Genomic DNA, 17,460 nt, shown 5'->3' with positions numbered 1-17,460 from the left:
CGTTTTCATTCAGAGCTAGTCACAATTTAGAAACGCATAGGTCTGCCACCGCCGCCAAAGCCATGTCCTCCTCTAGGTCCACCACCCGGTCCACGTCGATTTGGTGACTTTCCACCCAACGTATTAAAGCGATATACAAAATGTACCATGAAATAACTTCCTAAAGTATTATATTCAGTATCACTCATCATTGTTTCGCTAATCGAACGCGACAAACTACTTTGTTGTTTTAAGATATCATATATTTTAAAACGAATTGTACCCGAATTATTCTTTAAAAAATTCTTCGAAATTTGTGCATTCCACATCACTTCGTTATTATTAAGCCCACCTGTATATCCATCTTTAAATCGACAATTAATATCTGTGGAAATCGAGACTTGCCAAGGAAGGTTTACATTGGTATTACCTCCAATATAGTAGTCGAATGTTTCTCGATTACTATTTTCTTGTTTACTATTTCTGACCAAATTATAATTAACAGAACCACTTAAGGATATATCAAAAACTTCACTACGATAACTACTGGTAAACCGTTCTCCTAACCCTAAATTATGCGTTGTACTTAGTTCCTGATCTGCATTTTTAGAACTTCCGACACTTGTATAACTTACAGCATCACTAAATCGTGCATTTGTATTAGATGAAATTGTAAATTTCTTGTTCTTCAACGGTGTATTGAATGAAAAAAATCCTCTTGCTTGCCAGTTACCATTTACATTTTCTTTCTTATAAACCCGAGCACCCGTCTGAGGATCATATGTCATTCTATTTGCTACAGAATTCAATGTACTTGTATAATACAAATTAGCAGAATAGCTACGCATAGATTCCGGTACAAACTTTCTATAATCGAGAGTAAAATTATTATTAAATGATGGTTTCAAATTCGGATTACCATATCTTAGGTTCATCGGGTCGGTTATATCAATCACCTCCTGCAGGTCCTCAATGTTAGGTGTACTGCTTCTTCCACGATAACGGAACATTAATACATGTTGTTTATTAAACATATAACGGAACATTACTGAAGGAGCCCAATTCAAAACATTCTGTTCTGGAAGATTCTTCTTATAGTTCGGACCAATTGTCGTTTTACTTAAGGATGACTGAGGAGTCACCCCCACTCCTACACTATACATCATCTTAGGGTGAATACCACGTACAGAAACATCAGCAGTATGAGTATCATAGAAATTCTCCACACGTGTACTTAGTTCATTATCATACCCACGCTCTATATATTCAGGATACGGATAGTAGTTAATACTATCATACACTAATGATTGTGATAACTGTTTGCGATGAGCAAATTCATAACGCAACTGCAAAAAGTGATTTTTAAATACAGGTTCTGTATAAGAAGCTGATACACTCCAGTTACGACTATCACTATTTCTGTCTGTATAGCGCGAAATATCAGAAATACTATCCTTTTCGAAGAATTCAGTCTTTGAATCAGAATAAGAATCGGACTCGCTGTCACTATATCCGAAACGTGCACCCAAAGACAAGTTTCGTCCTTTATTGTTCAATCTTCGAAAAGCCATCAAGCTACCATTAAAAGATGCATTATGACTTTTAGAAGAAGAAGCTGCCTCTTTTTCATTAACAGGACTATGCGAGTTATTTTCTGTCTTTGACCAAGAACGACTGCTAGATTCTGTTTGTGAATAACTACCGTTAGGACGGAAAATAATCGTAGTCAATGTGTCAGGTCTCCACTCCAAACGGAAATCAACGCGAAAATCATGGCGATTACGATTTGAAAAGTTCTCACTTTGAGCAAAAGAAGATGTTTCCCCCAAAAATGTTTCTGAAGAGGTTTTGCGACGAGCGTCATTATCAGAATGTCCATATTGTACATTCCCCCCGATCTGCAACTTTTTAGTATCCTTAGCGAAGTTGACTCCCAACGATTGTGCAGTTGTAATACCTGAACCAGCATTACCTCCACCTAGTCCCTGTCCGGCATCACCAAATTCAGAAAATCCCTTATTATTAGTATTATTTGCAGAACCTATAATTGAAAGACTCGCATCATCTTTAAAGCGGCTGATCATTACTCCCCCTTCATACCGATCCTGGCTACCATACCCTGCAATAAGATTTCCAATCCATCCTTTTTTCATACCTTTCTTAACGGTCAAATCCAAGACGGGCTCTTCATCTCCATCATCAATTCCTGTGATACGTGCCATATCACTTTTTTTATCATAAGCCTTTACTTTCTCAATCATATTAGCAGGTAAGTTCTTCATAGAGACTTTCGGGTCATCAGAAAAAAATTCCTTTCCATCAACCATTATCTTTTTTATTTCCTTACCATTTATAGTAATTTTACCTTCATCACTCACTTCAGCTCCTGGAATTTTTTTCACAAGATCTTCTAACATTGAACCTTCCGGTACAGGGTAAGCCGCTGCAGAATACTCTGTAGTATCAGCTTTTACAGTAACAGGAGGAGCTTCCGCCGTAATCACAGCCTCGCTCAGCATCACTGCATCAGGGTCCAGAGAGATTGTCCCCATTTTCTTTTCAGTCACATTATTGGATAATTGTACAGGAACGAATTTCGTACGGAAACCGATGTAAGAAACCTTCAACAAATATTTCCCCGCTTTCACTTTAGGGAGCGTAAACCACCCCTTATTACTACTTGCTATACCGGCTGCATAAGCGCTATCCGGCAACGATAACAATTGAATAGTTGCCTGTGCAGCTGGCTCTTTAGAGTCAGATTCGACAACACGCCCCGAAACGGTAATCACCTTATTCTGTGCAAAAATAGAGAAGGTGCATAACAGTGTAAGCACCCACCAAACTGATAATCTTTTCATTTACCTTAATTACGATTAGTAGAGTAATAACAATGTCTTTTTGACAAATAGAATCGTAAAAGGTTTAATTTAATAGAAAATTATCTTTTGAAGAATCGATCAACAAGCGCTTTTTTAAGACCAAACTCCAAACAAAGCACATTAAAGATTAAAAAGGTGAGAAAAGAAGAAGTGTCTACATTGATCACATCTCCTTGCAGAACACGCCACAACATACCACCGAAAACAAACAGAAAAGTCAGAAAGACTGCATTCCGGACTGCCGCATTACGAATCTGTTCCGTCTCGCGGCTTTCATTCTTGCTTAGGGCAAAGATGATCAGCAAGCATCCTGCCATCATCAACAGCTTCGTACATTCCTTATAAAATAGCAGGTTATGGTCGGTTATCAACCCTTGCATTAGCAAAATCGGAAGAAGAAACAAAGCTACTAACAACACCACATATCCCAAAGGACGGCAAAATACAGGAAACAATGCTTTCATAATTGAACGTTTTAACGAGACAAAAGTAAGTAAAAAAAGATATTTTATATACATTTGCACCAAGAAAAAGCAAAAGAATCATGAGTAAACAAGAAGTCATTCTCTGCGAAAGCTTGGAAACAAGCCTCGGTCGTGCCATTGAAAGGTGTCCGCATGACAAGTTATTCATCCTCACAGACGAACATACCCAGCGTCTTTGTCTGCCCTCATTGAAAGAGGTATCGTTTCTGAAAGACGCAGTCGAAATCTGTATCGGAGCCGAAGATGTGCATAAGACACTGGAGACTCTGGCCTCCGTATGGATGGCACTGAGTCAGCAAGGGGCTACACGTCACTCATTGCTCATCAACCTTGGTGGGGGCATGGTAACAGATTTGGGAGGCTTTGCCGCCGCTACCTTCAAACGGGGGATTTCTTATATCAATATACCCACTACACTGTTGGCTATGGTCGACGCATCCGTCGGCGGTAAGACAGGTATCAACTTCAACGGACTGAAAAACGAGATAGGCTCGTTTGCTCCGGCAGACAGTGTGCTGATTGAAACTGAATTCCTGCGCAGCCTCGATGCACAGAATTTCTTCTCCGGTTATGCTGAAATGTTAAAGCACGGATTAATCAGCAATACCGCACACTGGGTCGAATTACTGGATTTCAATACCAATAACATTGATTATGCATATCTCAAAAATATGGTGGGACGATCGGTACAGGTGAAGGAAGACATTGTGGAGCAAGACCCCTTCGAGCATGGCATCCGTAAAGCACTGAACCTGGGACATACAGCAGGACATGCCTTCGAAAGTCTGGCATTGGCTGAGAATCGCCCCGTGCTGCATGGCTATGCCGTAGCATGGGGAATCGTATGCGAGCTTTACCTGTCACACCTCAAAGTCGGCTTTCCGAAAGACAAGATGCGACAGACCATCCAATTCATCAAAGAGAATTATGGTTCATTCGCATTCGACTGTAAGCAGTACGAACAACTCTACGCATTTATGCAACATGATAAGAAAAATACCTCAGGAACGGTCAATTTTACTTTACTGAAAGAGATCGGAGATATTTGCATCAACCAGACAGCTGATAAAGACACAATTTTTGAAATGCTTGACTTCTATCGCGAATGTATGGGAGTCTGATCTTGAAACTTATTATAATAATGAAGGAGAATGGGATTCCCTAAAAGGTTTCCCATTTCTTCTTTCCCTTTCCCATTCTCCTCTCCCCACATATGCCTTTATTCCCCACAGGCATCTTCTATATTATCCTAAGTTACTCATCCGGTATTGGGACAATGACATTCCGGTATGTTTCCTGAAGAAACGTCCCAAAGACGACTGATTGGCAAAATTTGTTTTCACGGCAATTTCCTGAATATTCATATTCGTATTCTTCAGCAAAGCCTTTATTTCGAGTACGATGTATTCTACAATCCAGTCTTTGGCAGATTTGCCGCTCACTTCCTTGATCACCATCGTCAGGTATTTGGATGTGATACACAACTTATCAGCATAGAAAGCAACATCCTTATTCTCTTTGAAGTGCTTCATTATCAACCCAAAGAATTTATTAGCCAGTTCCTCTTTACGAGTATCTTTTCGGGTAGTCATCAGAGATGCCTCCTTTTCATAAGCATTAAACAATTCCAAATATAAGTATCTTAATAAATGAATAATCAGCTCACGCCTGTATATATCATTAGACGTCACTTTATCCTTTACCATTCCAAAGAAATTCATCAACCGCCGAGTATCATTTTCGGTCTGAGGATACCAATAATGGGTCCTCATATAGAAAAAGAAATGCGGTGAAAAGCGAGGCACACCGCTCAGCGCATCGCTGAACATTGTAGGCGACACCACCAACGTAGTAGTCAGAAAATCATCACTGGCCTCGGTGAACGAAACGAATTGTCCCGGCAACAGAATAATCAATTCCTGCGGCTGTATCCAATGCGAATCATCATATACATTAAGCTTGGCCTTTCCGCTGAAGCAATACACGACCAAAGCAGACTGAATATTAGAAGGATAAACGCTTAGGGGAAGATACTTCAAATTCTGAAAATACTTAAAATCATCACCTAAGACATAAGCTTCTAACGTTTCTCTATTTTTATTATACACATTTACCCCCTCATTAAATAAAACTAAATACAAAAATATACTATCCTAAACTACTCTCATGTCTCGTATGCCGATATGGTTTCATTTTAAAGAAGTTACGCACTATCTATTCACTTAATTTCATAAACAAAACCCTGTTATGTTAGTTTGCAACCACCTATATTATTTAGAATTATTATGGACTAAAGGACTTTTTATTCCGCAAACGGAAACTTATCCTAAAATCAGCTAATGGAAAAAAACAGGCTATTTATTTGCTATTTAAAAATAAAGCACTACTTTTGCAACCGCAATTCGGGATGTAGCTCAGCCCGGTAGAGTACGCGTCTGGGGGGCGTGTGGTCGCAAGTTCGAATCTTGTCATCCCGACTACCGACAAAGCATTGATAATCGATGGGTTATTGATGCTTTTTTTATTGAAACGAGAATGAAAGAAGACCCGAAACATATTCACATCAGCGAATACAACTATCCACTACCGGATGAACGAATCGCCAAATTTCCTTTAGCAGTACGAGACCAGTCAAAACTGTTGGTATATCGCCACGGTGAAGTAAGCGAAGATGTCTTCACATCCTTGCCGGACTATCTCCCGAAAGGAAGCCTGATGGTATTCAACAACACGAAGGTGATTCAGGCACGCCTCCACTTCCGCAAAGAAACGGGGGCGCTGATCGAGGTCTTCTGTCTGGAACCGATTCAGCCCAACGATTATGTATTGAACTTCCAGCAGACGGAACACGCTGCCTGGCTCTGCATGATCGGTAACCTGAAGAAATGGAAAGACGGAGCACTGAAACGGGAGATGACGGTAAAAGGTTTCCCGATCACTCTGACCGCTACCCGTGGAGAATGCAGGGGCACCAGCCACTGGATTGATTTCTCCTGGGACAATCCGGAAGTAACCTTTGCCGATATCCTCGAAGTGTTCGGAGAACTGCCGATTCCCCCATATCTGAACCGGGATACGGAAGAGAGCGATAAAGAAACTTATCAGACCGTTTATTCCAAAATAAAAGGCTCGGTAGCCGCACCGACAGCCGGACTGCACTTCACTCCCCGTGTACTGGAAGCATTGCAGGAAAAAGGCATCGATCTGGAAGAACTGACACTTCATGTAGGCGCGGGAACCTTCAAGCCCGTGAAAAGCGAAGAGATAGAAGGGCATGAGATGCATACGGAGTATATCTCCGTCAATCGGGCTACGATCAAAAAGCTGATCGATCATGACGGTTGCGCTGTTGCTGTAGGCACCACTTCGGTGCGTACGCTCGAAAGCCTGTATCACATCGGAGTAACATTGGCGGAAAATCCCGATGCTACGGAAGAAGAACTGCACGTCAAGCAATGGCAGCCATACGAAAAGTATGATCAGATTCCGCCTGTAGTCGCACTGCAAAAGATTTTAGGTTACCTCGACAGGAACGGGCTGGAAGCCCTTCACAGCAGTACGCAGATTATCATAGCTCCGGGATATCAGTATAAGATAGTGAAAGCGATGGTGACCAACTTTCACCAGCCGCAAAGTACACTGTTACTTTTGGTTTCCGCCTTCGTGAAGGGAAACTGGCGCACAATTTATGATTATGCGCTGGCGCACGATTTCCGTTTTCTGAGTTATGGAGATTCTTCTCTGCTGATACCGTAAACCAAAAAGTAAAAACAACTATGCCAAGCGATAATAATCAAGAAATGTTTCCCATCGTAGACGAACAGGGAAACATCACCGGAGCCGCCACACGCGGAGAATGCCATAGCGGAAGCAAGCTCCTTCATCCTGTCATCCATCTTCACGTTTTCAATTCGAAAGGAGATTTATATCTGCAGAAACGTCCGGAATGGAAAGACATCCAGCCCGGAAAATGGGACACAGCCGTTGGCGGACATATTGACCTGGGCGAAAGCGTAGAAATCGCACTCAAACGGGAAGTCCGCGAAGAACTAGGCATCACGGACTTTACTCCCGAACTGCTAACCAGCTATGTATTCGAATCGGATCGTGAGAAAGAACTTGTCTTTGTTCACAAAACTGTTTACGACGGTGAACTGCACCCCAGTGACGAACTGGACGGCGGACGATTCTGGACCATCGAAGAAATAGAAGAAAACCTCGGAAAAGGTATTTTCACCCCCAACTTCGAAGGGGAATTAAAGAAAGTATCCCTTATTCCGTCTCTTTTCCCTGCTCCTACTCCTGCTCTATCCAAGTAACGATTTTTTCCGAGAGCGGACTCTCTTTGGGGGCCACAAAGCCGACCCAGTTTCCGTTCTCGTCAATCATAAACTTCTGAAAATTCCACTGGACGGGCGCATCTTCTTTGCCGTTCAGTTTCTTTTCCGTCAGCCATTGGTAAAGTGGCGACATGTTTTTGCCCTTGACGGAAATCTTGGCCATCATCGGAAAAGTAACGTCATACTTTAAGGAGCAGAACTGAGCGATCTCTTCATTGCTTCCCGGTTCCTGTCCCATAAAGTTGTTGGCAGGAAAGCCGATGATTACAAAATTCTTATCCTTATATTTATCATATAGCTCTTGCAGTTTGGCATACTGTGGCGTCAGTCCGCATTTGGAGGCTACATTTACTACCAGCACTTTCTTTCCTTTCAAAGAAGAAAGCGGAAATTCCTTACCATCAATCGTGGTCACATTGAAGTCGTAGAAAGACTTATTCTGCGCTTCCAGAGAGATTGCACATACCATTGTTATAACCATTAAGATGAATGACTTCATACTGAATATATATTTAGTTTGTTATATAATAAACGAGGTTATACAAAGAAATGTTCTGCCGCAGCATAAGATTGCTTGTTTCTTCGTATCGATGTCGAATGGTTCAACAAAAGTTGAATTCAAGTTATATATGCGAGTTGCCTACTTAAATCTTACTACATAGTTTATATACACTTTTTGCCGTCATCCGTCACTTTTACTGTTTTTCAATCATTAATTCACTGTTAATCACTTCATTAATCGAGTGACGGCAAGAGTGATGACAAAGTGATAGCAAGCAAATTCAAGATTTTGCCATCACTTTTTCTCTTCCAAAGATTGAGTCAACCAACTGAGATCAGAGAATGCACTTAAGTACTCTTGCAAAATAATCTTCTCTTATTGAACACAGATGACATACTTAGCAAGAAATTTCATTCCTTTTTCTTTGCAATCCTCAACAATTCGCGTACCTTTGTCCCTTGAAAGCCGAAGAGAAATGCGGCATATTGAAACGTTTTTTTGCGCTAAGAAAAGTACCAAATTTCATTTAAACAAAAAACTGAACTTCAATAAATCTGTTTCATACGTGCGACTTAGGGTCGGGCGTGTGAACATATTTATTAAGTTCAGTAGGTATTGGTACTACCTCTTAGCGGATAAATATGAACTCAGCGCCCGGCTTCTTTTATATACGTACGTAGTATACAACAGGATGCGAGCGGTCATAAATATTCAAAGAGATATGAACAGACCAGACAAAGAAACATTGCGCCGCGTCATCCGGAAGATGCACAGACAAAATGATTGCGAGAAGTTTATTGAATTAGCATCCGTATTTACCGGTATGCTAGGGAAACTTAATTTCCATTCCGTAGAATTTGCTTCTGACGACCCTTACCACCCTTTCCCTTTATACATGAAACATATTCATAGTGTAATCTGCGAAGAAGAGTATCTTTACATACTTTGCTATAACGGGAATCTGCACATACTGGGAACCTATGAACGCGGACATATTCTGATTCCGCTCAAAGAACAACTGACTTTACGGGAACTCTTCTGCTGGACGTGCCGATCTTGGTGGGATCGCCTACTCACAAAGAGCGAAAATGAACTGCCTATATAATGAGAACTTTATCATTCCGCACAAAGATAAAAGCATTGAATGATCACCGAAACAGCAATCTTTAAGGTTTAACAAATATGAGTTACAATATTCACGACTTTAATTCGTAATCCTAACCAGATTAAATATGGAGGTCGCAGACCGAAGAACCGCTTGTGAAAGTAGTTCTTCAGGACTGTCTCCCAAGAGGATGCCGCATTACCCCATAGGCATCCTCTTTTATTATTATATTAGCAAGCAGTGTTTCAGATAGTTTCCTACGCCGGAACCAATAGTTTCAAGCGGCTGAAACTACAGTTCCATGCCTTGGAAACCTTAGTTTCAAGCTGATGAAACTTTAGTTTCAAGCGGGCGGAACTCTAGTTTCAAACTCTAGAAACCAAAAGTTCTATATAGACTATTTGTTCCACCCATTAAGAGTATCGACATCGAAGCCACTTACCTTCAACATTGAAACGACTCCTTTTCAACATCGGATTCACTTATCTTCGTCATCTAAGACATTCTTCTTCAGCATTTAATTCATTTATTTTCAGCATATTCTACCTCTCAACTTCAGTTCTTCGCGGTGACAATAGAAAACTAAGTTCCGCCTATTATCACCCTATTGTCACCTCTTATTATCACCCTTACCATTCTAATTTGCAACGTATTAAGTCGCAAAAGTGACAAGTGACAATAAAAACGCTGCATAAAACGTTGTGGCGAATAACCAAAGGAGGTTCAAACTCCTTGATTCGACAGACAACAGCCCTTCACGTTCAGACCTTGATTTCGTCATTTCACCTGTCAATCTTTCCGCTTCATCCTTTCCCGATAATCACGGATAAGGATAGTCCGTAACTTTGTAACATGAAACAATAACACTGTAAAATCATGTTTAAAGCTATCGTACGTTTTTCGATCAGGAAAAAACTATTCGTAGGGTTAACCACCCTCTTCCTGTTTATCGGGGGAATCTATGCCATGCTGACGCTCCCCATTGACGCCGTGCCGGACATAACCAACAATCAGGTGCAGATTGTAACCGTATCTCCTACGCTTGCGCCGCAGAAAGTGGAGCAGCTCATCACCATGCCCATCGAAATAGCGATGAGCAACATCATGAATGTAGAAGATATCCGTTCCGTCAGTCGCTTCGGGCTATCAGTGGTAACGGTCGTCTTCAAGGAAGACGTGCCCACACTCGATGCCCGCCAGCTGATCAACGAGCAGATACAAACCGTATCCGGCGAAATCTCCCCCGAACTGGGAACACCGGAAATGATGCCGATCACCACCGGACTGGGCGAAATCTACCAATACATATTGAAAGTAGCTCCGGGATACGAAGAGAAATATGACGCTATGGAACTCCGTACCATTCAGGACTGGATGGTGAAACGCCAGTTATCGGGCATACCGGGCATCGTGGAAATAAACAGTTTCGGAGGTTATCTGAAACAATACGAAGTGGCGGTAGACCCCGACGCCCTGTTTTCACTGAACATCACCATCGGCGAAGTGTTCGAAGCACTGAGCAGCAACAACCAGAACACGGGCGGAAGCTACATCGAGAAAGCAAAGAATGCCTATTACATCCGTTCGGAAGGGATGATCACCCGCATCAAAGACATCGAGCAGATCGTGGTAGCCAACCGGAACGGGATTCCCGTACACATCAGTGACGTAGGCGCTGTCCGCTTCGGCGCCCCCAAACGTTTCGGTGCGATGACGATGGACGGAAAGGGCGAATGCGTAGGCGGAATTGCCATGATGCTGAAAGGCGCCAACGCCAATGTAGTGACGCAGGAACTGGAAAAGCGGGTGGAAAAGATACAGCACTTATTGCCCGAAGGCATCAGCATCGAACCGTATCTGAACCGTTCGGAACTGGTCAACCGGAACATCTCCACCGTCGTCAACAACCTTATTGAAGGAGCCATCATCGTCTTCCTCGTACTTATTATCTTTCTGGGCAACGTCCGTGCCGGGCTGATTGTAGCTTCGGTCATCCCGCTGGCTATGCTTTTCGCATTCATCATGATGCGTCTTTTCAACGTAACCGCCAATCTGATGAGCCTCGGCGCCATCGACTTCGGTATTGTGGTAGATGGTTCCATTGTCATACTGGAAGGTATCCTGGCACACATCTACAGCAAGCAGTTCCGCGGACGGACACTGACCCGCAAAGAGATGGACGAAGAGGTGGAAAAAGGTGCTTCCGGTGTAGTCCGCTCGGCTACATTCGCCGTACTGATTATTCTCATCGTGTTCTTCCCGATACTGACTTTGAACGGAATCGAAGGAAAATACTTCACTCCAATGGCCAAAACCCTGGTGTTCTGCATCATCGGCGCCTTGATCCTGTCGCTGACATACGTCCCTATGATGGCGTCGCTCTTCCTGAAACATACCATCGTAGTGAAGCCGACACTTGCCGACCGATTCTTCGAGCAGCTGAACAAACTCTACCAGCGTTGCCTGCATGCGTGCCTGCATCACAAAGCACGCACCGTCGTCATTGCTTTTGCCGCACTGATCGGGTCCCTCTTCCTCTTCACCCGTCTGGGTGCCGAGTTCATCCCGACACTGGACGAAGGCGACTTCGCCATGCAGATGACCTTACCCGCCGGAAGTTCACTTTCGGAAAGTATCAAACTCTCCGAAGAAGCGGAAAAGACATTGATGGATCAGTTTCCCGAAATCAAGCACGTAGTGGCGAAGATCGGTACGGCAGAAGTCCCCACCGACCCGATGGCAGTGGAAGACGCCGACGTGATGATCATCATGAAACCTTTCAAGGAATGGACCAGCGCAACGAGCCGAGCGGAAATGGTAGAGAAGATGAAAGAAGCGCTCGAACCCCTCTCGGAACGTGCCGAGTTTAACTTCTCGCAGCCGATACAGCTCCGGTTCAACGAGCTGATGACAGGTGCGAAAGCCGATATTGCAGTCAAGTTATACGGCGAAGACACGCACGAACTTTATCAGAGGGCAAAGGAAGCCGCCACGTATGTAGAGAAAGTGCCGGGGGCAGCAGACGTCATCGTAGAGCAGACGATGGGATTGCCTCAGCTGGTTGTCAAATACAACCGCGGCAAGATAGCCCGTTACGGCATTAATATCGAAGAACTCAACACGATTATCCGGACAGCCTATGCCGGAGAAGCCAGCGGTGTGGTTTTCGAAAACGAACGGAAGTTCGACCTTGTCGTACGTCTGGATCAGGAGAAAGTGGCAGACTTAAATCTGGACAAGCTCTTTGTGCGTACTTCCGAAGGCATTCAGATTCCGGTCGGCGAGGTGGCAAGCATCGAACTTGTCAGCGGTCCGTTGCAGATCAACCGCGACGCTACCAAACGCCGCATCGTGATTGGTGTGAACGTACGCGACGCGGACATTCAGCAAGTAGTAGCCAACATCCAGAAGACACTGGACAAGAACATCAAACTGCAACCGGGCTACTACTTCGAATACGGCGGTCAGTTTGAGAACCTGCAAAACGCCATCAATACGCTGATGATCGTCATTCCGGTAGCACTGATGCTGATTCTGCTGATCTTGTTTTTCGCTTTCAAGAACATTACTTATACATTGATGGTATTCTCCACCGTCCCGCTGTCACTTATCGGAGGTATCGTAGCCCTCTGGCTGCGCGGACTCCCGTTCAGCATCTCGGCAGGAGTCGGTTTCATCGCCTTGTTCGGTGTGGCTGTACTGAACGGTATCCTGATGGTGAACCATTTCAACGAACTTCGTAAACGAAATAAATATGCTATGACTACCAACCGAATCCTCACTCTGGGCACCCCGCATCTGCTGCGTCCCGTATTCCTCACCGGACTGGTCGCCTCGCTGGGATTTGTCCCGATGGCAATCGCCACTTCCGCCGGTTCCGAGGTACAACGCCCGCTGGCTACGGTCGTCATCGGCGGACTGATTATCTCTACCGTGCTGACTTTGCTTATCATTCCGGTATTCTACAAGATTGTCAACTCATTTGCTGTATGGAGACGTCCCGGAAGCAAGTTTCATCTGCCGTTCTTCGTCATCCTGCCGTTGTTGCTGCTGATTCCTTCTTTCGCCTCAGCGCAGCAACCGGAAGCGGTCAGTCTGGAACAAGCCATCGAGATAGCCAAACAAAATCATCCGAGACTGAAAATAGCCGCCAACGCCATCCGTCAGGCAAAAGCCACTCGCGGAGAGATTGTCGAGGCAGCTCCCACCTCATTCAATTACTCATGGGGACAACTCAACGGAGAAAACAAGCAAGACAAGGAACTTGCTTTCGAACAGAGCCTCGGTTCGCTGCTGACTCCGTTTTACAAGAATGCACTGGTCAGCCGACAGGTAAAGACAAGTACTTATTATCGCCGGATGGTGGAAAAAGAAGTGATAGCGGAAGTAAAACGGGCATGGGCTTACTATCAATATGCCGCCAACCTCTGCTCCATGTACCGTGATCAGGACAAGATGGCGGAAGAGTTGAAACGTATCGGCGAAATACGTTATCAACAAGGAGAAATCACCCTGCTCGAAAAGAACATGATGACGACTACCGCCGCCGACCTGCACAACCGCTGGTATCAGGCACAGGAAGAGGAAAAGACGGCACTGGCACGTTTCCAGTGGTGCTGTTATGCCGACAGCCCGATTGTGCCGGCAGATTCGACCTTGTCTCTCTTTTATACCACCCTTTCGGACGGTAATCTGTCCGAAGCGCATACCGGATACTTCCGGAGTCAGGCAGAAGAAGCGAAAGCAATGCTTCATGTAGAACGCAGCCACTTCTTTCCGGAGATCAGCATAGGATATACCCGTCAGGACATTCTTCCCTTGAAGAGTCTGAATGCATGGATGGTGGGAGTCTCCTTCCCCGTTTACTTCCTGCCCCAGAAAAGCAAGGTGAAGCAAGCCAGACTGGCTGCCGCTTCGGCACAGATTCAGGCGGATGCCAACATCCGCGAACTTCGCAATAAGGTGATGGAACTGGAAGCCTCCCTCCGACGATACAACGAGAGCCTGCGCTATTATACTACTTCCGCTCTCAAAGAAGCGGAAGAACTGACCAAAGCCGCCAACCTGCAACTGCAACAGAGCGAAACGGGCGTTGCCGAATACATACAGTCCGTCACGACGGCACGGGACATCCGGCGAGGGTATATCGAAACCGTCTATCAGTATAACATTGCCGCTCTGGAACATGAATTGTTTGAATAAGTGGAGAGTGGAGAGTTTTAATGAACAGTTTTCCTGTTAATATAGAAGATTATTTTGCAAGAGTACTTAATATAAAAATGTGTATGAGAAAGATATTTTACCCCATCCTTCTGCTCGCCTTAATAGCTTGCAAGGGACAACAACAAACGGCGGATTCAGAGTCTGTGGCGGACCCTGCAACAGAAAGCGTGAATCCGGAAATGGGAAAAAACAATGGTCAAAGCGACGCCGATGCCACTGCACAGCCCGAAGTGGATGCAATCACTTCCGCCACTTCCCGCCCCAATCAGGTTTCGTTCAACGGCCGGATCGTCCTTCCGCCCCAACGGCAGGCAACCGTCGCACTGACTATCGGCGGAGTGATCAAAAACACTTCCTTACTCCCCGGACAACACGTTACCAAGAACTCTGTAATCGCCACTTTGGAGAATCCGGAGTTTATCACCCTCCAACAGACTTATCTGGACAGCCACGCACAAACAGAATATCTGCGTATGGAATACGAACGGCAAAAGAATCTCTCTGCCGAACAAGCGGCTTCGCAGAAGAAGTTCCAGCAAAGCAAAGCGGATTATCTTTCGATGAAAAGCCGTCAGGATGCTGCCGCCGCACAACTTTCGCTTTTGGGCGTGAATCCGGAAACACTGCTTCGGGATGGCATCCAGCCGCTTCTGGAAGTAAAAGCTCCTATCAGCGGATATGTGGTCAATGTAGCTATGAACATGGGAAAGTACATCAATCCGGGAGAAGCTCTCTGCGAAGTGATCGATAAAAGCGCACCGATGCTCTGCCTGACTACCTACGAAAAAGACCTTGCAGATATGCAAACAGGCAGTCCCGTACAATTCCGTGTCAACGGCATGGGTACACAAACGTTCAACGGCACGGTCATCTCCATCGGACAAAAAGTGGACGAAGTGAACCGCTCACTCGAAGTATACGCTTCCATCAAGGAGACGAATCCGCAGTTCCGACCGGGGATGTACGTCACGGCACATATCCAAAAACAATAATCTGCCGTGCAGCGACAGCCATTCATCATGCATAATTCGTAATTAACCATTATCTTTGCAACATGGTATTGAAAGCTATCAATAAAGATAAGTATTTCCTGTCCACGGTCATCATCTCGCTGATGGTGGCTGTGCTCATTCATTTTCCGGAATCGGTCTCTCTCTTCGACCGTTTCGAAAGCCATTCGCTTTTCCCGGGGATGAAGTTTATGGATGTGGCAAATGAGATTCTGTTTACCTTCGTTTCGTTACTCATACTTTTTGCCATCAATACGCGCTTGTTCCATTTCAACCAGGCGTCCATTAAAATAACGGCTGCAAAGATTCTGCTTTCCTTCATCCTGACATGGATACTCAGCAATCTGCTGGGACAAGTGTTTGTCTTCCTGCACCGGACATTCGACATTCCCGCCATCGATGCGATGGTGCACCACTATCTCCATCCGTTGCGCGACTTCATCATGGCTTGCCTCGTCACCAGCAGTTGCTGCATCATCTACCTTGTCCGCCGCCAGCAACTGGTATTGATTGAGAACGAACAGTTACAGGCGGAAAACATCCGCAACCAGTATGAAGTATTGAAGAATCAGCTCAATCCGCACATGTTGTTCAACTCACTGAATACGCTGCGTTCACTGGTGCGCGAAAATCAGGACAAGGCACAGGATTATATTCAGGAACTCTCACGGGTACTGAGGTATACGCTACAAAGCAACGAATCGCAAAGCGTCAGCCTGCGGGAAGAGATGGAATTCGCTTCTGCTTACATCTTCCTGCTGAAAATGCGCTTTGAGAATAATCTGCAATTTGATATACAGATAGGGAAATCTTTCGAAGACTACCGTCTTCCTCCGATGGCAGTACAAGTACTGATAGAGAATGCCGTGAAACACAATGAAATCAGCGACCGCAAACCGCTGACTATCCATATTTCGACCGACAGCGAAGGTTATCTGTCCGTCAGCAACGACATCCAGCCCAAATGGACCGCTACTCCCGGAACCGGCATCGGACTTGCCAATCTCGCCAAGCGCTACCGGCTATTATTCAAACAGGACATACAGATCACAGAGGACAAAGAATTCACCGTCTGCATTCCTCTCATTGATGAAGTACAATGAAGTAAGAACAATGAACCATGAAAACAGTTATTATTGAAGATGAAAAGGCAGCCGTACGCAATCTGACTTCACTGCTCAACGAAGTGAAACCGGAAGCTGAAATCATTGCCATACTGGACAGCATCAATTCCACCATCGAATGGTTCGGCATCCACCCGATGCCGGAACTCGTTTTTATGGATATTCATCTGGCAGACGGTTCTGCCTTCGAAATATTCGATCATATCAGCATCACCTGCCCCATTATCTTCACCACGGCTTACGACGAATATGCCCTGCGTGCCTTCAAAGTGAACAGTATCGACTATCTGCTGAAACCTATCGGCAAGGAGGACATCGAACATGCGTTTGAGAAATTGGACAACTTGCAGGATGCCATCCCCGAAAACGGAAGCAAGCGGGAAAATAAGGAAGAGGAACTGCTTCATCTCATTCACTCGCTGAAAAAGCAGGAGAACTACAAGACACATTTCCTCATACCGATGAAAGGCGATAAGCTGCTTCCTGTCTCAATCGACATGATTCAACTGTTCTACATCAAAGATTGTCAGGTAAAAGCTGTCTTAACGGACGGGATGGAATACAATTTTTCTCTTACGCTGGATGAATTGGTCGATTGTTTAAATCCTAGTCTCTTCTTCAGAGTCAACCGGCAGTTTCTGATTTCAAGGGAGGCGATAAAGGATATTGATTTATGGTTCAACAGCCGGTTGTCCATTAATCTGCGTCACTCCAGAATGACAGAGAAGATATTGGTAAGCAAAGCACGGGTAGCGGAATTTAAGGAATGGTTTTCGAGCAAAAAGTAAAACAAGCGGGACTATATTGAAA

12 protein-coding genes and 1 tRNA gene are annotated in these 17,460 nt (G+C 44.7%); 9 read left to right on the top strand and 4 right to left on the bottom strand.

Annotated elements, in window-relative coordinates:
• Nucleotides 1–26 precede the first annotated feature (26 nt).
• Both BT_RS20070 and BT_RS20065 read right to left on the bottom strand, forming a co-directional pair.
• Complete coding sequence (locus BT_RS20070; protein ID WP_008760893.1) at nucleotides 27–2,840, bottom strand: TonB-dependent receptor; 2,814 nt, start codon at nucleotides 2,838–2,840, stop codon at nucleotides 27–29.
• 80 nt (nucleotides 2,841–2,920) lie between these two features.
• Entirely contained in the window at nucleotides 2,921–3,325 is a 405-nt protein-coding gene (locus BT_RS20065; protein WP_008764219.1) for a hypothetical protein, read from the bottom strand.
• A gap of 80 nt (nucleotides 3,326–3,405) precedes the next feature.
• Here BT_RS20065 and aroB point away from each other — a divergent pair, with 80 nt between their 5' ends.
• The gene (aroB, locus tag BT_RS20060; RefSeq protein WP_011109049.1) at nucleotides 3,406–4,467 is read left to right on the top strand and encodes a 3-dehydroquinate synthase; all 1,062 of its coding nucleotides are present in this window, start codon (nucleotides 3,406–3,408) and stop codon (nucleotides 4,465–4,467) included.
• A 123-nt stretch (nucleotides 4,468–4,590) separates the two neighbouring features.
• Here the strand turns inward: aroB and BT_RS20055 are convergent, their stop codons facing one another.
• Entirely contained in the window at nucleotides 4,591–5,454 is an 864-nt protein-coding gene (locus BT_RS20055) for a helix-turn-helix domain-containing protein (protein ID WP_008760890.1), read from the bottom strand.
• A 295-nt stretch (nucleotides 5,455–5,749) separates the two neighbouring features.
• Here BT_RS20055 and BT_RS20050 point away from each other — a divergent pair.
• The 3 genes from BT_RS20050 to BT_RS20040 all read left to right on the top strand — a co-directional run bounded on the left by BT_RS20050 (nucleotide 5,750) and on the right by BT_RS20040 (nucleotide 7,665).
• A tRNA-Pro gene (locus BT_RS20050) sits at nucleotides 5,750–5,823 on the top strand.
• Between the two features lie 58 nt (nucleotides 5,824–5,881).
• Nucleotides 5,882–7,102 (top strand): S-adenosylmethionine:tRNA ribosyltransferase-isomerase, encoded by a 1,221-nt coding sequence (locus tag BT_RS20045; RefSeq protein ID WP_008760889.1) that lies wholly within the window; start codon nucleotides 5,882–5,884, stop codon nucleotides 7,100–7,102.
• A 20-nt stretch (nucleotides 7,103–7,122) separates the two neighbouring features.
• Nucleotides 7,123–7,665, top strand: a complete 543-nt coding sequence (locus BT_RS20040) for an NUDIX hydrolase (RefSeq protein ID WP_008760888.1) — start codon at nucleotides 7,123–7,125, stop codon at nucleotides 7,663–7,665.
• Here the strand turns inward: BT_RS20040 and BT_RS20035 are convergent.
• Complete coding sequence (locus BT_RS20035) at nucleotides 7,643–8,185, bottom strand: glutathione peroxidase (RefSeq protein WP_008764211.1); 543 nt, start codon at nucleotides 8,183–8,185, stop codon at nucleotides 7,643–7,645. The two genes, BT_RS20040 and BT_RS20035, sit on opposite strands and share 23 nt — an antisense overlap.
• A gap of 724 nt (nucleotides 8,186–8,909) precedes the next feature.
• Between BT_RS20035 and BT_RS24755 the strand changes: the two genes are divergently transcribed.
• From BT_RS24755 to BT_RS20010, 5 genes are all read left to right on the top strand, one after another.
• Nucleotides 8,910–9,293 carry a hypothetical protein gene (locus BT_RS24755; RefSeq protein ID WP_225011805.1) on the top strand — a complete coding sequence of 128 codons (384 nt, stop codon included), beginning with the start codon at nucleotides 8,910–8,912 and terminating at the stop codon, nucleotides 9,291–9,293.
• A gap of 876 nt (nucleotides 9,294–10,169) precedes the next feature.
• The gene (locus tag BT_RS20025) at nucleotides 10,170–14,495 is read left to right on the top strand and encodes a CusA/CzcA family heavy metal efflux RND transporter (RefSeq protein WP_011109046.1); all 4,326 of its coding nucleotides are present in this window, start codon (nucleotides 10,170–10,172) and stop codon (nucleotides 14,493–14,495) included.
• A gap of 83 nt (nucleotides 14,496–14,578) precedes the next feature.
• Nucleotides 14,579–15,508, top strand: coding sequence for an efflux RND transporter periplasmic adaptor subunit (locus BT_RS20020; protein WP_011109045.1), 930 nt, complete (start codon nucleotides 14,579–14,581; stop codon nucleotides 15,506–15,508).
• 62 nt (nucleotides 15,509–15,570) lie between these two features.
• Nucleotides 15,571–16,629: a sensor histidine kinase gene (locus tag BT_RS20015; protein WP_011109044.1), complete on the top strand. Its 1,059-nt coding sequence runs from the start codon at nucleotides 15,571–15,573 to the stop codon at nucleotides 16,627–16,629.
• A gap of 17 nt (nucleotides 16,630–16,646) precedes the next feature.
• On the top strand, nucleotides 16,647–17,438 hold the full coding sequence (locus BT_RS20010; protein ID WP_011109043.1) for a LytR/AlgR family response regulator transcription factor: 792 nt from the start codon (nucleotides 16,647–16,649) through the stop codon (nucleotides 17,436–17,438).
• Nucleotides 17,439–17,460 lie beyond the last annotated feature (22 nt).

It is taken from the genome of Bacteroides thetaiotaomicron VPI-5482 (genome assembly GCF_000011065.1).
GTDB classification, from domain to species: Bacteria; Bacteroidota; Bacteroidia; order Bacteroidales; family Bacteroidaceae; genus Bacteroides; species Bacteroides thetaiotaomicron.
The sequence above is the reverse complement of the archived record's forward strand: the minus strand, read 5'-3'. Positions and strand labels throughout refer to the sequence as shown.

What these genes read in the sequence shown, in the direction of transcription:
- BT_RS20070 (WP_008760893.1), bottom strand. Translation starts at nt 2,840, where the DNA reads ATGAAAAGATTATCAGTTTGGTGGGTGCTTACACTGTTATGCACCTTC.
- BT_RS20065 (WP_008764219.1), bottom strand. Translation starts at nt 3,325, where the DNA reads ATGAAAGCATTGTTTCCTGTATTTTGCCGTCCTTTGGGATATGTGGTG.
- aroB (WP_011109049.1), top strand. Translation starts at nt 3,406, where the DNA reads ATGAGTAAACAAGAAGTCATTCTCTGCGAAAGCTTGGAAACAAGCCTC.
- BT_RS20045 (WP_008760889.1), top strand. Translation starts at nt 5,882, where the DNA reads ATGAAAGAAGACCCGAAACATATTCACATCAGCGAATACAACTATCCA.
- BT_RS20040 (WP_008760888.1), top strand. Translation starts at nt 7,123, where the DNA reads ATGCCAAGCGATAATAATCAAGAAATGTTTCCCATCGTAGACGAACAG.
- BT_RS20035 (WP_008764211.1), bottom strand. Translation starts at nt 8,185, where the DNA reads ATGAAGTCATTCATCTTAATGGTTATAACAATGGTATGTGCAATCTCT.
- BT_RS24755 (WP_225011805.1), top strand. Translation starts at nt 8,910, where the DNA reads ATGAACAGACCAGACAAAGAAACATTGCGCCGCGTCATCCGGAAGATG.
- BT_RS20025 (WP_011109046.1), top strand. Translation starts at nt 10,170, where the DNA reads ATGTTTAAAGCTATCGTACGTTTTTCGATCAGGAAAAAACTATTCGTA.
- BT_RS20020 (WP_011109045.1), top strand. Translation starts at nt 14,579, where the DNA reads ATGAGAAAGATATTTTACCCCATCCTTCTGCTCGCCTTAATAGCTTGC.
- BT_RS20015 (WP_011109044.1), top strand. Translation starts at nt 15,571, where the DNA reads ATGGTATTGAAAGCTATCAATAAAGATAAGTATTTCCTGTCCACGGTC.
- BT_RS20010 (WP_011109043.1), top strand. Translation starts at nt 16,647, where the DNA reads ATGAAAACAGTTATTATTGAAGATGAAAAGGCAGCCGTACGCAATCTG.